Here is a 15,883-nt window from a genome sequence, read left to right as displayed (position 1 = left end):
TTCTCCTCCTATCTGTTTCACCTTCCATTCAAATACGCAGAATGAATTCCCATTGAGTACTCGGGTTGACTGACACGCATTATTACTAATAATGAGTCGTGTTCCCCTTTATCAACACTACACCTTTTTTTGTGTGTTGGTTCAGCCCCCATAAAAGGAACTACAACCTATGAGTGGAAATTTTTCCCACAAACCTGCCATGACTACGCTTTGTATCCTTACCGGGCTTACCGGATCACTTGCTGTGCTGTGCTCCTCTTCTCTACACGCCAGCTCAGACTCACTTGCGGGTACCTGGGCGGGTTCATATAAATGTGGGCAGGGCCTTACAGCTGCCACTCTAAAGGTTGTTGGCTTTAATGGCTTGTCTGGCAATGCTGAGTTTAGCTTTGGCAACCTTCCCGGTAAGCACAATGCTGCTCAAGGTAGCTATACACTTAAGATTTCAAAGACATCTGAATTGTCCTATCAACTTACCCCTATAGCTTGGCTTGAGCGCCCTAATGGCTATTCAATGGTTGGCTTTAGGGTTCAAATGAATGGTCCCGGAACCGAGTTATCCGGCACAGTTGATACACCACAATGCACAGAGATCAATCTTTCCAGTGTTGCCAGTGGCAACACATTTTCAGGCAGTTCCACTGCCCAGCCCAATCAGAAGCATTCAGTTTTTTCATCAGCTTCGAGCAATAAAGCCGTTTTGCTCACCGCTACCAATGAGGCTGAAGGGGTGTGGCTTGCGTCAGTGCCTTCAACAGATGGTCCCTTTCAACGAAAGGTACCACTTGAGCTAACTCTCACGGAAATGGGTGGCAAGCTGGAAACTCATGGCGCAATGAATACCTGTGCGTGGGTGATTTCCCCCACCACACCTAAAGGCGCTCAGTCATTTGATGCGTTCGCTTACAGAGGCAAGTGTCGTGACGGAAGTGTTAAATTAGGTCTTTCAGAAGGAAGACTTTTGCTCAAAGGTGATATTGAGAATTTACCTAATACAATTAGCTTTAACAGGTCTATTGGGGCTGAGAAAGTCACTCCTGCCAATACGAGCCCAATCAAAGTACTCGGTGTCGGGTTAGGTGATTCTATAAATAATCTTCTGCAACTTTCAGATGCTCCCCTGAAGCTGTATTCAGCTTCAAATGAGTCACAAAGTACTGCACCCAGATTTGCTCTTCCGGTCATGCCATTAGAAGGTACAGTGCAAGTCGTCGCTTGGCCGGCAGAAAATTATCCTGAGGCTCATGAAGATGTATTGGCTGCTTACACAGGTACCTCTGATCGCGATTCAATCATCGCCATGCAACGGTCATTTAGACCTGCACCAGGTAAAGCTCCGTTGGTGGATACCTATACCCGAGCCATTCTTGACAGTCTGGGTGAGCCATCCTCCGAGCAACTTAAAGGGCGCTCTCAAACATTGACATGGCATTTCGATTCAGATGGCTTGCTCATGCCAGATACTATGCTGAATCGCTGTAAGCCGAAAACGCTTCCGGGTATTGAGCCCTTCGGGGCAAGCATTGAGGCACATTATAATTGGTTTGATAATCGATCAGCACAAGGCCTGCTCTCTGATCAGAAGATCACTCAAAACCTCTTTCCCTCAATTATGTGTTACCAGTCAATTTCGTACTCAATATCATCTAACGATGACGGCACGATCAGACGAATGACAGTACAGACATTTGATCATCAATCTCTGGCAGCCCATGTATGGGAGAAGCAAAAGTCTTATGCCAGCAAAGTCATTCGCCGTGAGCTTGAGCAAGCTAAACACGCACGATCGGCTAAGCCGAGATTGTGAACGAACAGCTAATTGATTCATATGGAAGGATGTCAGGATGACCAGGTTCGGAATAATTGTTTCGATGTGTTTGATCAGCGTTGGCTGTGTAGAAGTTACCTCAATTCCAGCGGCTTCCCAAGCCAATACCTCCTCCTCGTCTACCATTGATCAGTCGGTACTCGATGACCTCGAAAGAGATATTAGGTCGATGGTAAAGACGATTCATGAGAGCCGTATCAAAGACCGAGTTACTAGTGGTAATCAGCTGGACAAGTTTAGGTTAGAAGGGCGACTAATTGACTTTAATGACGAGATCAGAGATCCCTATACTGGAGAACTTTATGATTGCAGCGAGGTTGTCGTTCATTACCGGTTCAACGTTCATAGCAGCAAGTATCTTCACGGGAACCAATGGGAACATACAAGAAACGTGGATACATACTCCCGCACTGATGAAATATGCACGTATAGCGAGTCTGGTAGAAACACCTATCGTCCTGGCCGCGCCATTAAGCGAAAAATGTGAAGCGATAGCATCGCATAGCAAACAGTAGGCACTGAGACCACTTGTTGTATTAGCGGTTGACTGTCAGGTGAATACCGTCACAACACAGATCATGACTAGTTGTAGGTGCTAAAGAGGTTGTTCACGCCGGTTAAGTTCGAGATGCTGGTTATAGCCAAACAAACAGCATAGAACAATCGATATGAACAACCCTCACAAGAATACCCGGACTACGCCTCGTATTCGAGCCCTGACCGTTGATCGAGCCCTCCGTAAGCAGCAGCCGGTGCGAGACATTGCCAGCACTTTTGGTATCACACGCACACCGTATACAAGTGGCTTGCTCGTTATCGAGAGGCTGGTGAGGCTGGTCTTGAGTCAGCATCCAGCCGTCCCCATGCCTCACCGAGGCAGATGCCGAAACAGTGGATTGAGTTGATTCAAAAACAGCTGTACTGCGATAAATATACAGTTTGAAGTGTACTCAATGAATTGGGGATCTGCAAAACCCCTTGTGTTGAAGTTGGTATGTTATGGTTGCAAATAAATGACTATGTGGTAAGGGACATTGCTGTAGGAAAGCTTTTCTTCACTTACCGGGGCTTTTTTGTAAAAACTGAAATTTGAAAATATTTTCTACATATTGAAAAAGGATAGGGGCGTAGGTGTCCCGTGACTCGGTTCCTGGGACACCTCATTATCTATCGTGGCGATATAGAAGCTGAATTCATCGGTTGATATAAACCTTCTATTTCTTTTTTCATCTCCAAGCGAGCTTCCATCACCTTCTGCAGACCTGACTGAAACTGCTGGCTGGATATGGAAGTCGGAGCAAATGACAGCAGGTTCGCCAAACCTTTTAAGTTTTGCCCCAAATTATGCTCGAAACGGGTCATCGTATGGGACACAGCCTGTCCTGAAATGGGCGCATTCTTCACGATATGGCGCGCCAGGCTGCCAATACGGTTCACCTCTGAAGCCATTTGATGAAGCTGTTCAGCCGTTTGCGGCTGGCGCATATAATCCTGCAACTGGTTTCTCGCAAGCTTCGCCAGTCGATCCTCGACGCTGCCAGGATCTGAGGCCACGAGCGCATCTTTGAGCAACTGAACCATGGGCAAGCCTGATGAGTGCTTAGCGGACAAGCTTGTGTTCGCCAGCACATGTTCCATGAATTGCTTCATGGCTTGAAGCTTCTCTTCGTTACTGGCGCCTGCCGGCAATGAGTGACCAGCCAGACTCTTTGCATTACTAAATCGATCCTGCAGGTCGGGCGTGAAGCGGACTGATGAGATGTTCACAGCAACAGATGATCGCTCGATACCAGCTGCATTGGCGAAATGAGTACGCACCTGGTCTGAGAGTTGAGCAAGCTTTTCTGTTCCAAGCGATTCACTTACGGTGACTTCAATATTGGGTGACGGGATGAGGTTGATACCAGTCAGTTGCTGGAATCGGGCAATCAAGTCATCTTTGAATAAACAGGGCGGTACCTGGTTAACCAGCTCCGAAAACTCAGCTGCTACAGACACCAGTCCTTCACGGTCGTTTGTCTTAACACCATCCATGAGTGTTCGGAACACGAATTGACTCAGAGGCATGGAAGTTTCCAAACGATTCGCGAAAGCCTCCGTTCCTTGGCTGCGAATGAGTGTATCGGGATCTTGATCGTTATCGAGTAGGCAAAATCGGAACCGGCGTTGGTCGTTGATGAAGGGTAGGGCGACTTCCAGAGCACGTTTAGCTGCTGTAATGCCAGCCTTATCGCCATCAAAACAAAAAACGACTTCATCGGTATGCCTAAGCACCTTCGCCAGTTGCGTATCCGTGATAGCGGTACCCATAGGTGCTACCGAATAGGGTAGTTCTGCCTGGTGCATGGCGATCACATCCATGTAGCCTTCAACGATGGCGATGCGATCAGGGGAGCGGTTAACCTGCAGTGTTTCATACAACCCGTACAATGTATGACTCTTGTGAAACAGGGCTGTGTCAGGTCCGTTCAAGTATTTGGGCTTCATTCCATCCGGAGCCCTTCGTGCGAAGGTAACAGTTTGCCCCCGCTCATCACGTACCGGGAACACCAAACCATTGCGGAAGAAATCGTATAGTTTGGCTTTTTCAGTATCCGTTTTGGGACTGTAGACCACCAAGCCAGCATCACTCATGAGCCTTGCTCGCGCATATCCTCCGAAGCGATCGGCCAGATCTCGCCACTCATCCTTGGCCACTCCAATGCCAAATGTACTCAAAGTCGAAGGTTGCAGGCCTCGTGCCTTGATCATTTCTTGAATGGTTGGATTGGCTTGAGAGTTGCGGTTTTGCTGAAAGTGCATGCTGGCGCGGGACATGATCTCTGCCAGAGTGTCTTTGTGCTGTGAAGCTTTACCTTGCCGGCGCTGAGGCATTTCAACACCTGCTTCATTCGCAACAATCTCTACAGCTTTTGGGAATGGGACCTTTTCCAAATCCATTACAACCTGGAAGACGTTTCCCTTGAGCTCACACCCCCAGCAACGGCAAGTAGACCCGTCTTGAGTGACGTTAAAGCTTGGTGTTTTGTCCTCGTGTACCGGGGAGGGGCATTTAGCAACTTTATTCTTGCCGACTGTCTTGAATGAGACACCGTATTTCCGCGAGACCAACTGATCAATTGGCATCCGTTGTTGCAGGTCATCCAGAAAGTCTTGGGGGATCAGTGAGGATGAATCGCTCATGCCTGACTCCGACTCCGATTGATTGTGATAATTCATATTATATACTGATACGAAAAATTAACCTATCAAGGCGCCCGTTCTGGCTAGCCAAGAGGAAATATTCGTTGATTATCCCAAAACGAGTCATATTTGCTGACTATGATGGAACGATTGATGTATCGGGGTTGCGAGAGGTTTTATCAAAGCTCACGTTCAAAGAATGCAGTGCTGCTGCTGAAGAGTCATGGGGTTTTACCGGGGTCGATGAATTTGATGAGCGCAGCGATCAGCTGATGATCCTGAAGGACTTTGCGCTTATGAATATTCGTCGCGACTACAAAAAGATCAAAAAGACTAAGTTGTCCCGTGCTTGGAAGGCAGAGATAGCCAAAAAGGAGAAGGCGGATGGGATTCGCCTGGACAAAGTGGCACGAGATGAGCTGCGAGAGAAAGTTCGGGCTGAGATGCTGAAAGACATCGATCCACACGAACAGTACATCAAGCTGGCGCTGGAGCTATCAAAAAGCCGCTTGTACGTGATGTCTAGTGTTCCTGCAGATGCTGACTTTGCAGTAAGTAAGCTGAATCAAGCCCTTAGCACACAGGGGGTATCCATCCCGTTTAGTCCTGAACTTCCACCAACCTTAGAAATGACTCTGACCCAGTGGGTCGCTACGCCATCAGCTGCTGATGAGTTTGGGTTCGAGGTGGGCGAAGACATGCAACTGAAAGGGCAGGAAGCGTCAAGTGCCACCTTGAGAAAGCAGCCTGTCGAGACCGCCGAGGTTAGAGAGCACCTGCATGGCGGCAAGTCTGTTCAGAAAGTGAAACTGAGAGTGAAAGAGTCTGGCGTCAGCTTTCAAGTTTCCTCCGCATTAGTTCTTTCGCAAATCGATTTGAAGCCTGTCTGCAAGGATCAACTCAAAGAAGAGCGTGAAAAGCACGATGATGTAGCGGCTGCCAAAGAAGCAGAGGGGCTTATTTGGCTGAGTGAATTAAGCGACCTCGTGACCCGCGTTGAAACCATTCCGGTTCAGTGATCTAGCTCAAATCCATAGTTGTTTACGAAATGCACTTTCATTCTGTATAGTATACCAATATGAACTATTCACTATTTTCATGCATTGCACTCCTGACTTTGCCCGTCATTGTCCAGGCCGAGCCGATCTCACCCATTGGAGGCTTGGAACGATCTCTGTCAGAGATGGAATTGCGACATCAGCACATGACAGAGCGTCAGTGGGGCGAATTCGCGAATACCGGTTCAGATCAGCCTAAAAAGGCTAAAGCAGCCAGCATTTCGAAGTCGTCTGTATTGGAGGGCTATGCCGTTGAGGTGTCACTGGAATCAGGCGACATCGAACAGCAGTTCGACAACTTGGCGCGCCGCTTGGGGTACCGAAAAGGGGTGTGGCAGTTGAGCCCATTCGTTTTGGATAAGCCCAAAATCATTTACGCGAACTCGCGGGAAGAAGCGCTGGCTCAAGTGTTGAACATTTCAGGTCAATCCGGACGCATTGCGATTTATCGTAATGGTGTCGTAGGCGCCGAGCCGAGCTAAGAGGGCAAATTGAACATGAAACGAATGCTTGGCTTTGGTGTGTTAGTTGTATTGGCGACCGGGTGTGTTCCGACTGACGTTGTCTCATTTAGCAGCAGGTCTGCATTACCAGATCGCGTGGTCGAGGTTGATGCCTATTGGGTAGAAGCACCGGCAGGCACTTTGAAAATTGCATTAAGCCATGTTACCCGCGAAATGGGTCTCACACTTTCCTACAACGCAGAGCGTGAATGGGATTACCAAGGAGGCGCCCTTAAGGGTTCTCCAGAAGCGATCGTCAAAGCAATGACCCAAGGTTTACCAGTTACATCAGAGCGTGACGGTAAAACCATCGTGGTTTCACAAAAATGGTCAATCCAACCTGGAATGTCCTTAAAGGGCCAGCTGCAAAGCTGGGCCAGCCAGAGCAATTGGACGGTCGTTTGGGATAGCGAAGACGACCTGACCCCTCAAGTATCCGCTCAGTTCATCGGTAAGTTTGATATGGCAGCTGAACAGCTGTTCCTGTCTCTGCGTGCTGCCGGTAGTGACCTGGAACCTCAATTTTATTCAAACCGGACAGTAGTGGTTCGATAGCATGAATTCATCTCCGATAAAACTCGCCCTGGCTGCTTCAATGGCCATTGGTCTTGCCGGATGCGCCGGTAACACATCGATCGAAAGCATGCCGTTTTTCTCTACCGGGGAAAGCGGCTCAGGTGCGTCCGGACAGTTTGTACGCCATGACCGCCCGTATATTGCTCCCAGCGCAGAGATGCCACGCACGAAGACCGAAGCCAAGCTTGGTCGTGAATGGCACATGATGCCGGGTGATAGCTTGCGCGCTCGTTTGGGCCAGTGGAGCCAACAAGAAGGCTGGCACATGCACTGGAAAGCCGGCGAAAACGAAGACCTGGTAACGGAAGGTCCTATGACCGTGCGTGCAGGGACGTTTGTAGACGCAGTTTCACAGCTGTTTGATGCCCTTCCGCCTGATGTCCCTTACTTCGTTCAGTTGCTGCCCGATCAGCAGCCTCCTTATCTCATCGTTTCAAAAGAGGGCCGATGATGCGTACAGCAGCAACTGCCGTAATTGCGCTGTCCCTGGCCGGCTGCATGCAAAGTGGTATTAAAACCCAAAGCCAGAGTATTGAACGCGATCAGATGAATGCTTCTCAGCGCTTGATGGAGCCTTACACCAAACGCTCCCGCGTTGAAGTGGTTCGTTCTAACTATCTTCCAGTGAAGCGTGTAGCAACAGGTGAAGCTGATAGCGCCTGGTTGAGAAAAATTCGCTACAAAGGTGCACGAGTGCTGGAGCCCACACCATTGTCTTCAATGGTTCGATCGATGGCAGAGCAGGGGATAAATATCACCAGTACGCTGCCCTTGGATCAGTACATGTATACCGGCTTTAGCATCAATGCGACTACCGCTGATGCAGCGCTGCGAATGATGCTGGCTCCTCTGGATCTTGACTTCGAAGCAGATCCGGTCACGCGTACTGTCATTATCAAGTCCCTTCCGTCTCGCACTTGGTATCTGAATCTGGGTAATCGCACCACGGCATTCAATACGAGTGACTCAGGCAGTTCATCATCTTCTATCAGTGATGATGACTTTGACACCGAATCCAGCAGTTCAGATAGCAGTACCGATAGTGATTCTGATGACGGCTCAAGTTCAGAATTCTCCGGTGATAACGGTGTGCAATCACAAGATGACTTCTGGGCAAGCTTGCGGAAAGAAATGCGCGCGCGTTTGACGGTTGTTATGCCAAGTGACCAGAAAACAGCTATGGCAGCGGGTAGTGAAGCTTATCCGGCTCCAGGGCTCCCGCCGCTGGCTCAGGCAGTTCAAGCACAAGGTATGGGTGAGAATGGCCGGTACACCAAGAAGCAAATCGGTCACTTCGCTATTAACCCGGAGACGGGCGCCGTTACCGTTCAAGCACCACATTGGATTTTGGCGTCGCTTGACCAGTATTTCGAGCGTGTAAAGGACATGTATAACACCGACATCTCCTTTGAAGGGCAAATTGTGATGGTGTCATCCGATGATGCTCACAGCGAAGGCATTGATCTGCAGGCGTTCGCAACGGTCGCGGATAAGTGGGGCTTCTCTCTGGCAAACAACGCTTTGGGTGGTTTGACTGTCAGTCTGCCTACATCCGGTAATGGTTTACCGAATATCGCTGCACCTGGTGCTATCGCTGACACAGTGTTTGGTGTTACCGGTCTCAACGATAGCCTTCAGCTGTTCAACGCTTACCTTCAGTCAGTGGGTAAAGTGTCTGTTGTGCAGCGTCCCATGCTAACAACAACGTCCGGTGTACCTGGTGAATTTTCGCGTGTAACGACTCGTCGTTATCAGACTTCCAGCCAGACTACAGCTGCATCGGAAGGTGGTAGCACTGTAGGTACACAAAACAGCCTGGTACCCATTGAGTTCGGTACCAATCTTCGCATTAACCCCCGTTATGACGTCGAAACAGGCTTGATCCGTGCTCAGATCGCGCTGGATCAGACTCTGGAAACAGGTACCCAAAACTTCAAACAGGCGCTCAATACCACTACCGGTGGTGTCTACGTTCAGGAAACAGAAGTACCGATTGAGACCCAATACCGACAGGTTTCAGAAGTGCTGCTGCGCGATGGTGACTTGATCGTATTGGGCGGTCATCAGGAGACTACCGACCGTCTGAACGAGTCTGGTATCCCCGGCAAGTCAGGTCCGATGGGGGGCATCTTCGGGGTTAAGTCCAATAACCAAACAACGACAACGTATTACTTTGCCCTTCAGGTCAAAGTAAACCGTCACTGATTGGGGTAGGGCATGAACCGTCAACAGGGCTTTACCCTTTTAGAACTGGTTTTGTCGATCTTCCTGTTGGGGGTTCTGACAGTAGTGATCGCACCCAGTCTATCTCTGCTGAATACTGCACAAAGTCAGGAGTACCGCAGCCGTACCATGCTTTCCTTGGAGCGCGCGGCAGGTGCAATGATGGAACATGTCCGCCTGAATTCAGCACAAGGGCGCCTGCCGGCACCGTATACCGGTGATGACTTCTTCAACACCTTGATTGATCCCACTCCAGACGTGGGAAGTGAATCTGAGCAGCTGATGATGTTGTTTCGTCAGGCAGGGCTCGCAGCTAACGAAATCAACACGGATGGGTACGCCTCTCAGCGTATCCGTAAATACCAGATGTTGAGCAGCATGATTCAGGAAGTGCCTTTTGCCATGCAAACCGGCGACCTGGTAGAGCTGAGATACGACTTTGGCGTGATCTATCAGACTACCTGCCCATTGGCTGATACCGGCTGCAACACCAATGCCCGGTATGGAGACGCAAGTACTCCCGTTCTGACGACTGCCAACTACAACACTTGGGAACCTGCAGGTGATGATTTTGGCGCAGTATTCATTTCGACATTACCCATTCAAAAAGCCCGAATGGCCGAGACCTATCGACGTATCCAGAAAATACGCTCGGCCTTAGCCAACTGGAACAATGCCAGCCGCCTTCAAGCAGCTGCTAACTCTACTGACAATTTTTATCCCGACCCCTTCCCTACAGGGGCGAATAACCTGGCGGGTGCAAATGAAGCCACCAACCAAGGGTGCAGAGACGGTTGGTATGACTTGTCTGAGACCACAAACAATGTGCTTCCCTGGCTAGGCCTTAGCCGAGCTGAGTACGGCGTCACAGCCTGGGGTGCCATTGTCGAGTATTGCCGCGACTACGTACCGGCCACCTCATCAACTGAGCCCGTTTTCTATGCAGCCTTGCGGTTGCACCGTGCCGTAAGCCTTGGACTCGATCCAGCCGGCTCCGACCCCTTCAACATCGTAATCACACTGTAATCGACCTTGGAGTTGACCCTAATGAAACGTACATCCATGAACCTGAGCATGATGCAAAAATCCCGGCAAAGCGGTTTTACGCTTGTTGAGCTGGTAATTGTCATCATCATGATTGGTGTCCTGGCCACCCTTAGTGCTGAATTCCTTGGTGGTGCTGGTACTCACACCGCGAGAGGCTTGGTTCTGTCTGAAACGGCACAGAAAACATCTAGCGCCTGGTATCAGATAAACCGAAGCTGTGGCACTTCTTCAACTATTACCAGCACGACCCTCCTGACTACGGCAAACAGCGGTAATGCACTGAATGTCATTTTCCGTGGCGAAGTCGGTGACGATGGTGTGGCCACTGATAATGAACGCTGCTACCAAAACTCAGGTGTCATTCCGATGAGCAAAGTTGCAACCGGCGGATCTGGTGCTTATGACGTGGCTGGCTACGCGGTAACACTGGCCGGTGGTGGTACTGATCCGTTGACAGTGACCTATGCAGGCGTTCCGGTTGAAGTGGCCCTGCCGCTTTATAACAAGATGTCTTCTGCTACCGGTGCAGCTAATGCGACAAGCTTCCCGACTGCTGAAGACACCACTGATCCGAACCTGCGATTTACCGCGCCGTCTTCAGGTGCAACTGACATCACTCTGATTTTCCAAGGATAAACAGACGTGTGGTCCCTGTTGTTGATTGCGCTGTTTACGTGGTTAGCCGTCGCTCTGGAAAACAGAGCGGCAGACCTGGCCGAGCTTACCAATACCTGGAATCAGAAGCGCCAGGCATTGGTTACGCAGCGTCTTGGCCGGGGGATAGAACAGTGGAGTCAAACGTCAACGGTACTACCTGCAGACTTTGACACCTTAGTGGCAACTGAAGGCTTCGAACATTTGCGAACTTCGGGCAATCGCGACTGGAGCGGCTATGCCGTCACAAACCTGATAAATGACGGTGTTTGGCAGTTCCAGCGCGGAATCATTTTTAGTCTTAGCCCGACCTTCTGGTCTGGTGCCAGCAATGGTTTTGATACCGATAGTTTTCTGGCGGATAACCAGTGCGGTGATACCGCCTTTTCCGATGCCGTGGATTGGTGTGCTGCACCTGGTGCGCGATGGCATATAACCGATCCTCGTCTCCAAATGACTCCCTGGATGGTTCAACAGACTCACCAGCTTGAGAACTTGTTGGATAAATGGGGGCGTTATTACTCAGCCAATGGCGAGTGGCCAGACGATGGCGGCGGCACCCTGAGCTTAGCCAGCGCTGTTGGCGTGTCTGCGTCTAACAATTGCCGTGGCGAAAAAAGCTATGAAGGAATACCCCTGAACTGCGATGAAATCTTTTCGGTAGCAGGTGGGTACCCAGTGCGATATCGACAGTTAAGTGACTCGCGTATAGCACTGCAAGCCAGGCTTCCGCTGCTTAAAGCAGACGGCAACCCATTCTATACAACCGTGTTCTACGACTTGCCGAACTGAGGATTTACGAGTGTCTGAGGCAACATTACTAATGCAGTGGGGATGGAGCGAGGAAGTCGCGCCACCAACTGCTCATAAGCATGCGCAAGACTGCATTAAGTATGCTGGAAAGCTGTCGGGTGAAATCGCTGTGGAGATGGCAAACCTGCCCAGCAATGCGTTGACAGTGCTTGATGAATCCTCGAATACCCCAATCCTTGAGCGGTTGTCTCAGCGTTACCCAAAGGTACGCCGCATCAAGGAACAGGTACTTGCAGTCCAGCAGGCCAGGCCATTCTTCCAGACACTAGAAGGACTGACTGACCATGCTTCGCTGGGAAACCATGCCGTTTACAAGCGAGGAACTGATCTGCATGCGATTGTGCTTGAAGATGCCACGGCAGAGCAGCCGTTCCTGGTATTTGCTGACCTGAATGAACTCGATAAGTGGGAGCAACTTGGACGGCATGAACGTAACCGGTGCCCATTTTACAAGCTAGCCCAGGACGAGGGCGTCAACCTAACAGCAGCACTGACTTCCGACAAAATCTCTATCAGTGATCGCCTCGAACGGCATGAGCGTGATGACGATTCAGAATTGGATGACACGCTACAGGTTTGGAGTGTCAATCAGGCGCGAGAAGCGCACGAAAAAGAGCTTGCTCGCATTCTCACTATGGGAGCAGACAATGATATTACCGATATTGCCTTTGTCCCTGTCCGTGGTGAATACCAAATCCTGTTTCGTAAAGACGGTGAACTGGTAGAGCTAGCTGGTCGAAAACGAATTGAAGCCGGTATGGATAGTCAGGTTTTGAACAAGCTGACCATGCTAACCGGCGCCAACCCGCATCGATCCAAAATGCGTGACCCGGAAGATGGCCAGATGGTGTTCCGGGCCAGTGACCGAGAGTTCTTTATTCGTGCCAGCTTTATCCCCCTGGAGCAGGACTCTTCTACTGGCGAACGTGAAAAGATTTCTATCTCGTTACGTTTGCTTCCCCGTGTTTTAGGTGCTGTAGATCTTGAAAAAATCTCGGTTCCACAAGAGGTCATTCACGAACTCAAACGTGCGACCCAGCTTTCAAGGGGTTTGATCCTTATAACCGGTCCTACAGGCACCGGTAAATCGACCACGCTGGGCGGTATCATGGAGCTTCATCGCCGCATCTTTGGCGATAGTCGTAAGCGATTGATGGTTGAACAACCTGTTGAACGCTGGCTTGAAGGTGTAGAGCAAACCTCCGTTAAAGAGGGTGGTTTTGCTAAAACTTTGCGAGCCATGCTGCGTCATGATCCAGATGTTATTGGTGTAGGTGAGATTCGTGATCGTGAGACCGCGCATACAGTGGTACGCGCAGCTTCCTCAGGTCATTTGGTTCTATCCACCCTACACGCCAATGACACAGTGCTTGCGGTCAAGGAGCTGATGACCCTTGCTGATCATGATCGCTGGTTCACGCTTGTTGAATCTCTTTCTCTCATTCTTAGCCAGCGCCTGGTTCGCCAGTTGTGCCACGAATGTAGCACTGTGCGAGAACCAACAGAGGCAGAAAAAGCCTCCTTGGATTACTACGCGGGCATGATGGGCGAAGAAATTCAAATCCCAGAGAAAGTCCGTGAGCACAACAAACATGGTTGTGAAAATTGTGAGCGAGGCTTCTCCGGCCGCATCCCCGTAATTGAGCCCCTACTCGTGACTCGAAGGGTAAAAGACACCTTGTTGTCACCCAACATGACGTTCACTGATGTGGCGAAGTTTCGTAACACAACCCTTTTGTCTGAAGCCGTGAAACTGGTTCGTGAAGGCAAGATTGAAGTGGGGGACGTAATGATATGACGATGTCACTTCACCAACTGGAAGATGCCGCTGGATTCTTGGGGGACCAGCTTCGAGCCGGTATCCCCTTGTCAGATGTTGTTACTCGTATGGAGTGGTTACAGCCGCGTCATGCTGAAGCCTGGCGGGAAGCTGCTCATAGCATCAGTCAGGGCCATCCACTGTCATTTGCCATGCAGGATCTTTGGCCTGCTCAGATGATTAAGCTCATTGAAGCAGGGGAAATTGCGGGAACGCTACCCAATGTTTTTGAGCAGATCGAAGAGACATGTCAGCTACAAAAGCAACTCCGGGAAATGGCATCAAAACTTCTCTATCCGCTGCTAATCGTTTGCGGTGGTATTGGTGCCTTTGTGTACTTTATGGCTGTTGTTATTCCGACCTTGGCTGAGAATCTCCCAAGCACCTCGACTAACCCGGTATTGGAGGTTGCTAAGTGGATGCAAATGGCTCTTTCGGAATATCACACTGTTGTAATCACGGTAACGGGGGGCGCGATTGCACTGGTTTTAATGTGGTTCAAATCTCCGCAAAACCGCGATGCCGCACTGGGTACCGCTTGCAGCTTGCCTTTAATCGGTCCTGCACTTCGCCAGCTCTATTTCGGACTATTTGCACGCTATCTATCCATGATGACCGGAGCTGGTATCGGTACCGGAACGGCCTTGATGCACTCGCTTTATGCCCTCCCTCAAGCACTCCATACCGGTGTTGAACTCATGGAAGCAGGGATCGAAAGCGGTATGGCTGCAGCTTCAGATCCAAAGCGAACTGAACCTAATGACCCCCGCAGAGACTGGCCATTTTACCTGCCTGTCGCTTTTGCCGTCGCTGAGGAAACAGGTGAGGTTGATGCTCAGATGCGGCGCGCATCTGACAGCATGATCCGCGGTGGCATGCGTTCGATGAAGCGGGTGCTGACCTGGGCTAACACCGCTGCGATGGCGATATCGGCAGCACTGCTAATGATTCCATTGCTTGCGTACTTCTACCAGATGGGACAAACCCTGCACGAAGTCCAAAAACAGCTGTAATCAGGAAAGAATTGTGACGTACAAAGAAGCGGTAAATTCATTATCCCCGCAAAACAGGAAGTGGCTGTTACTGGGGGCTTTGCTGGTTGCCTATTTTGCTCTTTGGGGCATGGGAAACAGGGTGACTGAGCACCTGCAGACAGTCCCAATTCTGGGCGAAAACTCGAACTATTCAGCCAACCGGTTTAACGCGGACGTTGCTACGTTGCACCCGATTGCAGTCAATCCGGATGGGCCGGGTATCCAGCCAAGACAGATCAGCATTGATAAAGCTTTTAGGCCAATGCCAGCCCCTAAGCCCGTGGTCAGTACACCGGCGCCTGAGCCTGTGCCGGCACCTGAACCTGTAATCCAACCGGATCCTCTGCTGGCTGTCGCCGCCAGTATTCGGATCCAATCAATCATGCCGAATGCCGCGATTCTGAACGGTATCTATGTGCAGGTAGGGCAGGCACTGCCAGGTGTCTTCATTAACACAGTGGAAGGTCCAGTCAAAACAACACTGAAAGCTGTTCAGCGCTGTTCCGTGGTCGTCGCTGGCCCTGAGTCTGAAGCTGTCGTGAAAGGATACTGCGGATGAGGGCGTGGCTTGATCAAGTGAGGTATGAGCACCCCCGCATCTGGGTTGGCACTCTCTCGCTGGCTTCCCTGCTGATGATCGGTGCTGTAGCGAAGACGCTCGTGACCCCGGAGGTCAGCCGCTTACTTGGTTTCGACACTCTGGTTGAAAAAACCTACCTGGCACGGGATGCCATTTATTGGTCATGGCGAGCATTTCCGGAGCAGCCAGAAACCCAGCCATATCAGCAAGTCTGGGGGTATATCGATCGGATTGTTGTAACTCCGACTGGGAAGGTAAAGCTCCTGGCCATGCTAGTGGAAGGCAATCAGTACGTTCCACACACACTGACATTAGCCAACGTGGTACCCAAAGCACAGCCCCTGCAAGCCAGTGTTCAGCATGTGCGCCAGCGTGATGCATTGTTCGACATTTTCAAGCATCCAGACGGCGAGCAGGTCATCGTCTGGATTGATCGCCAGCCCTGGAACATCGAGGTGATCAAAGCAGGTGCAGGATCCCCGGATCCGGCTCCGCCTACACGGATCGCCGACAGAGTCTTTGCCACCTACTACTGGCATCGCTTGATAAATCAGATTGACTGACT

At 50.5% G+C, this 15,883-nt stretch carries 14 protein-coding genes and 1 pseudogene; 14 read left to right on the top strand and 1 reads right to left on the bottom strand.

The features are described from left to right. Window positions 1-169: 169 nt before the first annotated feature. Both BW956_RS22355 and BW956_RS22955 read left to right on the top strand, forming a co-directional pair. Entirely contained in the window at window positions 170-1,807 is a 1,638-nt protein-coding gene (locus BW956_RS22355) for a hypothetical protein (protein ID WP_139327268.1), read from the top strand. 820 nt (window positions 1,808-2,627) lie between these two features. Beyond that, a pseudogene (locus BW956_RS22955) lies at window positions 2,628-2,771 on the top strand (leucine zipper domain-containing protein); the annotation flags it as partial. Window positions 2,772-2,995: 224 nt separating this feature from the next. On the opposite strand, the gene dnaG reads toward BW956_RS22955, so the two are convergent. Continuing rightward, the gene (gene dnaG / locus BW956_RS21065) at window positions 2,996-5,011 is read right to left on the bottom strand and encodes a DNA primase (protein WP_076466267.1); all 2,016 of its coding nucleotides are present in this window, start codon (window positions 5,009-5,011) and stop codon (window positions 2,996-2,998) included. A gap of 104 nt (window positions 5,012-5,115) precedes the next feature. On the opposite strand from dnaG, the gene rdgC reads away from it, so the two are divergent. From rdgC to BW956_RS21005, 12 genes are read left to right on the top strand one after another with little or no spacing between them, the layout of a single operon-like run. Then, window positions 5,116-6,030, top strand: a complete 915-nt coding sequence (gene rdgC, locus BW956_RS21060; protein WP_076466264.1) for a recombination-associated protein RdgC — start codon at window positions 5,116-5,118, stop codon at window positions 6,028-6,030. Window positions 6,031-6,089: 59 nt separating this feature from the next. Continuing rightward, window positions 6,090-6,551 (top strand): hypothetical protein, encoded by a 462-nt coding sequence (locus BW956_RS21055; RefSeq protein ID WP_076466261.1) that lies wholly within the window; start codon window positions 6,090-6,092, stop codon window positions 6,549-6,551. 15 nt (window positions 6,552-6,566) lie between these two features. Then, window positions 6,567-7,127, top strand: coding sequence for a toxin co-regulated pilus biosynthesis Q family protein (locus BW956_RS21050; RefSeq protein ID WP_083703188.1), 561 nt, complete (start codon window positions 6,567-6,569; stop codon window positions 7,125-7,127). Between the two features lies 1 nt (window position 7,128). Next, window positions 7,129-7,599, top strand: a complete 471-nt coding sequence (locus BW956_RS21045; RefSeq protein WP_083703187.1) for a TcpQ domain-containing protein — start codon at window positions 7,129-7,131, stop codon at window positions 7,597-7,599. After that, a complete protein-coding gene (locus BW956_RS21040; protein ID WP_076466253.1) occupies window positions 7,596-9,353 on the top strand; it encodes a type II secretion system protein GspD in 1,758 nt (585 codons plus the stop codon). The genes BW956_RS21045 and BW956_RS21040 overlap by 4 nt, the downstream gene beginning before the upstream one ends. A 12-nt stretch (window positions 9,354-9,365) precedes the next feature. Next, the gene (locus BW956_RS21035; protein WP_076466250.1) at window positions 9,366-10,397 is read left to right on the top strand and encodes a type II secretion system protein; all 1,032 of its coding nucleotides are present in this window, start codon (window positions 9,366-9,368) and stop codon (window positions 10,395-10,397) included. Window positions 10,398-10,418: 21 nt separating this feature from the next. Next, window positions 10,419-11,054, top strand: coding sequence for a type II secretion system protein (locus BW956_RS21030; RefSeq protein ID WP_083703186.1), 636 nt, complete (start codon window positions 10,419-10,421; stop codon window positions 11,052-11,054). Window positions 11,055-11,060: 6 nt separating this feature from the next. Then, window positions 11,061-11,864, top strand: a complete 804-nt coding sequence (locus BW956_RS21025) for a hypothetical protein (RefSeq protein ID WP_076466245.1) — start codon at window positions 11,061-11,063, stop codon at window positions 11,862-11,864. Between the two features lie 10 nt (window positions 11,865-11,874). Beyond that, complete coding sequence (locus tag BW956_RS21020) at window positions 11,875-13,683, top strand: GspE/PulE family protein (protein WP_139327267.1); 1,809 nt, start codon at window positions 11,875-11,877, stop codon at window positions 13,681-13,683. Further along, window positions 13,680-14,717 carry a type II secretion system F family protein gene (locus BW956_RS21015; protein ID WP_083703185.1) on the top strand — a complete coding sequence of 346 codons (1,038 nt, stop codon included), beginning with the start codon at window positions 13,680-13,682 and terminating at the stop codon, window positions 14,715-14,717. Before BW956_RS21020 ends, BW956_RS21015 begins: the two co-directional genes overlap by 4 nt. Then, window positions 14,662-15,297 (top strand): hypothetical protein, encoded by a 636-nt coding sequence (locus BW956_RS21010; protein ID WP_139327266.1) that lies wholly within the window; start codon window positions 14,662-14,664, stop codon window positions 15,295-15,297. The genes BW956_RS21015 and BW956_RS21010 overlap by 56 nt, the downstream gene beginning before the upstream one ends. Beyond that, window positions 15,294-15,881, top strand: coding sequence for a hypothetical protein (locus BW956_RS21005; protein ID WP_076466235.1), 588 nt, complete (start codon window positions 15,294-15,296; stop codon window positions 15,879-15,881). The genes BW956_RS21010 and BW956_RS21005 overlap by 4 nt, the downstream gene beginning before the upstream one ends. Window positions 15,882-15,883: the final 2 nt, after the last annotated feature.

The sequence above is a fragment of the Marinobacterium stanieri genome (genome assembly GCF_900155945.1).
Lineage (GTDB): Bacteria > Pseudomonadota > Gammaproteobacteria > Pseudomonadales > Balneatricaceae > Marinobacterium > Marinobacterium stanieri.
Note: the sequence above shows the minus strand (reverse complement) of the source record. Positions and strands in the feature narration are given on the sequence as shown.

Excerpts from the sequence above, each read along its gene's own strand:
- BW956_RS22355 (WP_139327268.1), top strand. The coding sequence starts at position 170 with ATGAGTGGAAATTTTTCCCACAAACCTGCCATGACTACGCTTTGTATC.
- dnaG (WP_076466267.1), bottom strand. The coding sequence starts at position 5,011 with ATGAGCGATTCATCCTCACTGATCCCCCAAGACTTTCTGGATGACCTG.
- BW956_RS21055 (WP_076466261.1), top strand. The coding sequence starts at position 6,090 with ATGAACTATTCACTATTTTCATGCATTGCACTCCTGACTTTGCCCGTC.
- BW956_RS21050 (WP_083703188.1), top strand. The coding sequence starts at position 6,567 with ATGAAACGAATGCTTGGCTTTGGTGTGTTAGTTGTATTGGCGACCGGG.
- BW956_RS21045 (WP_083703187.1), top strand. The coding sequence starts at position 7,129 with ATGAATTCATCTCCGATAAAACTCGCCCTGGCTGCTTCAATGGCCATT.
- BW956_RS21040 (WP_076466253.1), top strand. The coding sequence starts at position 7,596 with ATGATGCGTACAGCAGCAACTGCCGTAATTGCGCTGTCCCTGGCCGGC.
- BW956_RS21035 (WP_076466250.1), top strand. The coding sequence starts at position 9,366 with ATGAACCGTCAACAGGGCTTTACCCTTTTAGAACTGGTTTTGTCGATC.
- BW956_RS21030 (WP_083703186.1), top strand. The coding sequence starts at position 10,419 with ATGAAACGTACATCCATGAACCTGAGCATGATGCAAAAATCCCGGCAA.
- BW956_RS21015 (WP_083703185.1), top strand. The coding sequence starts at position 13,680 with ATGACGATGTCACTTCACCAACTGGAAGATGCCGCTGGATTCTTGGGG.
- BW956_RS21005 (WP_076466235.1), top strand. The coding sequence starts at position 15,294 with ATGAGGGCGTGGCTTGATCAAGTGAGGTATGAGCACCCCCGCATCTGG.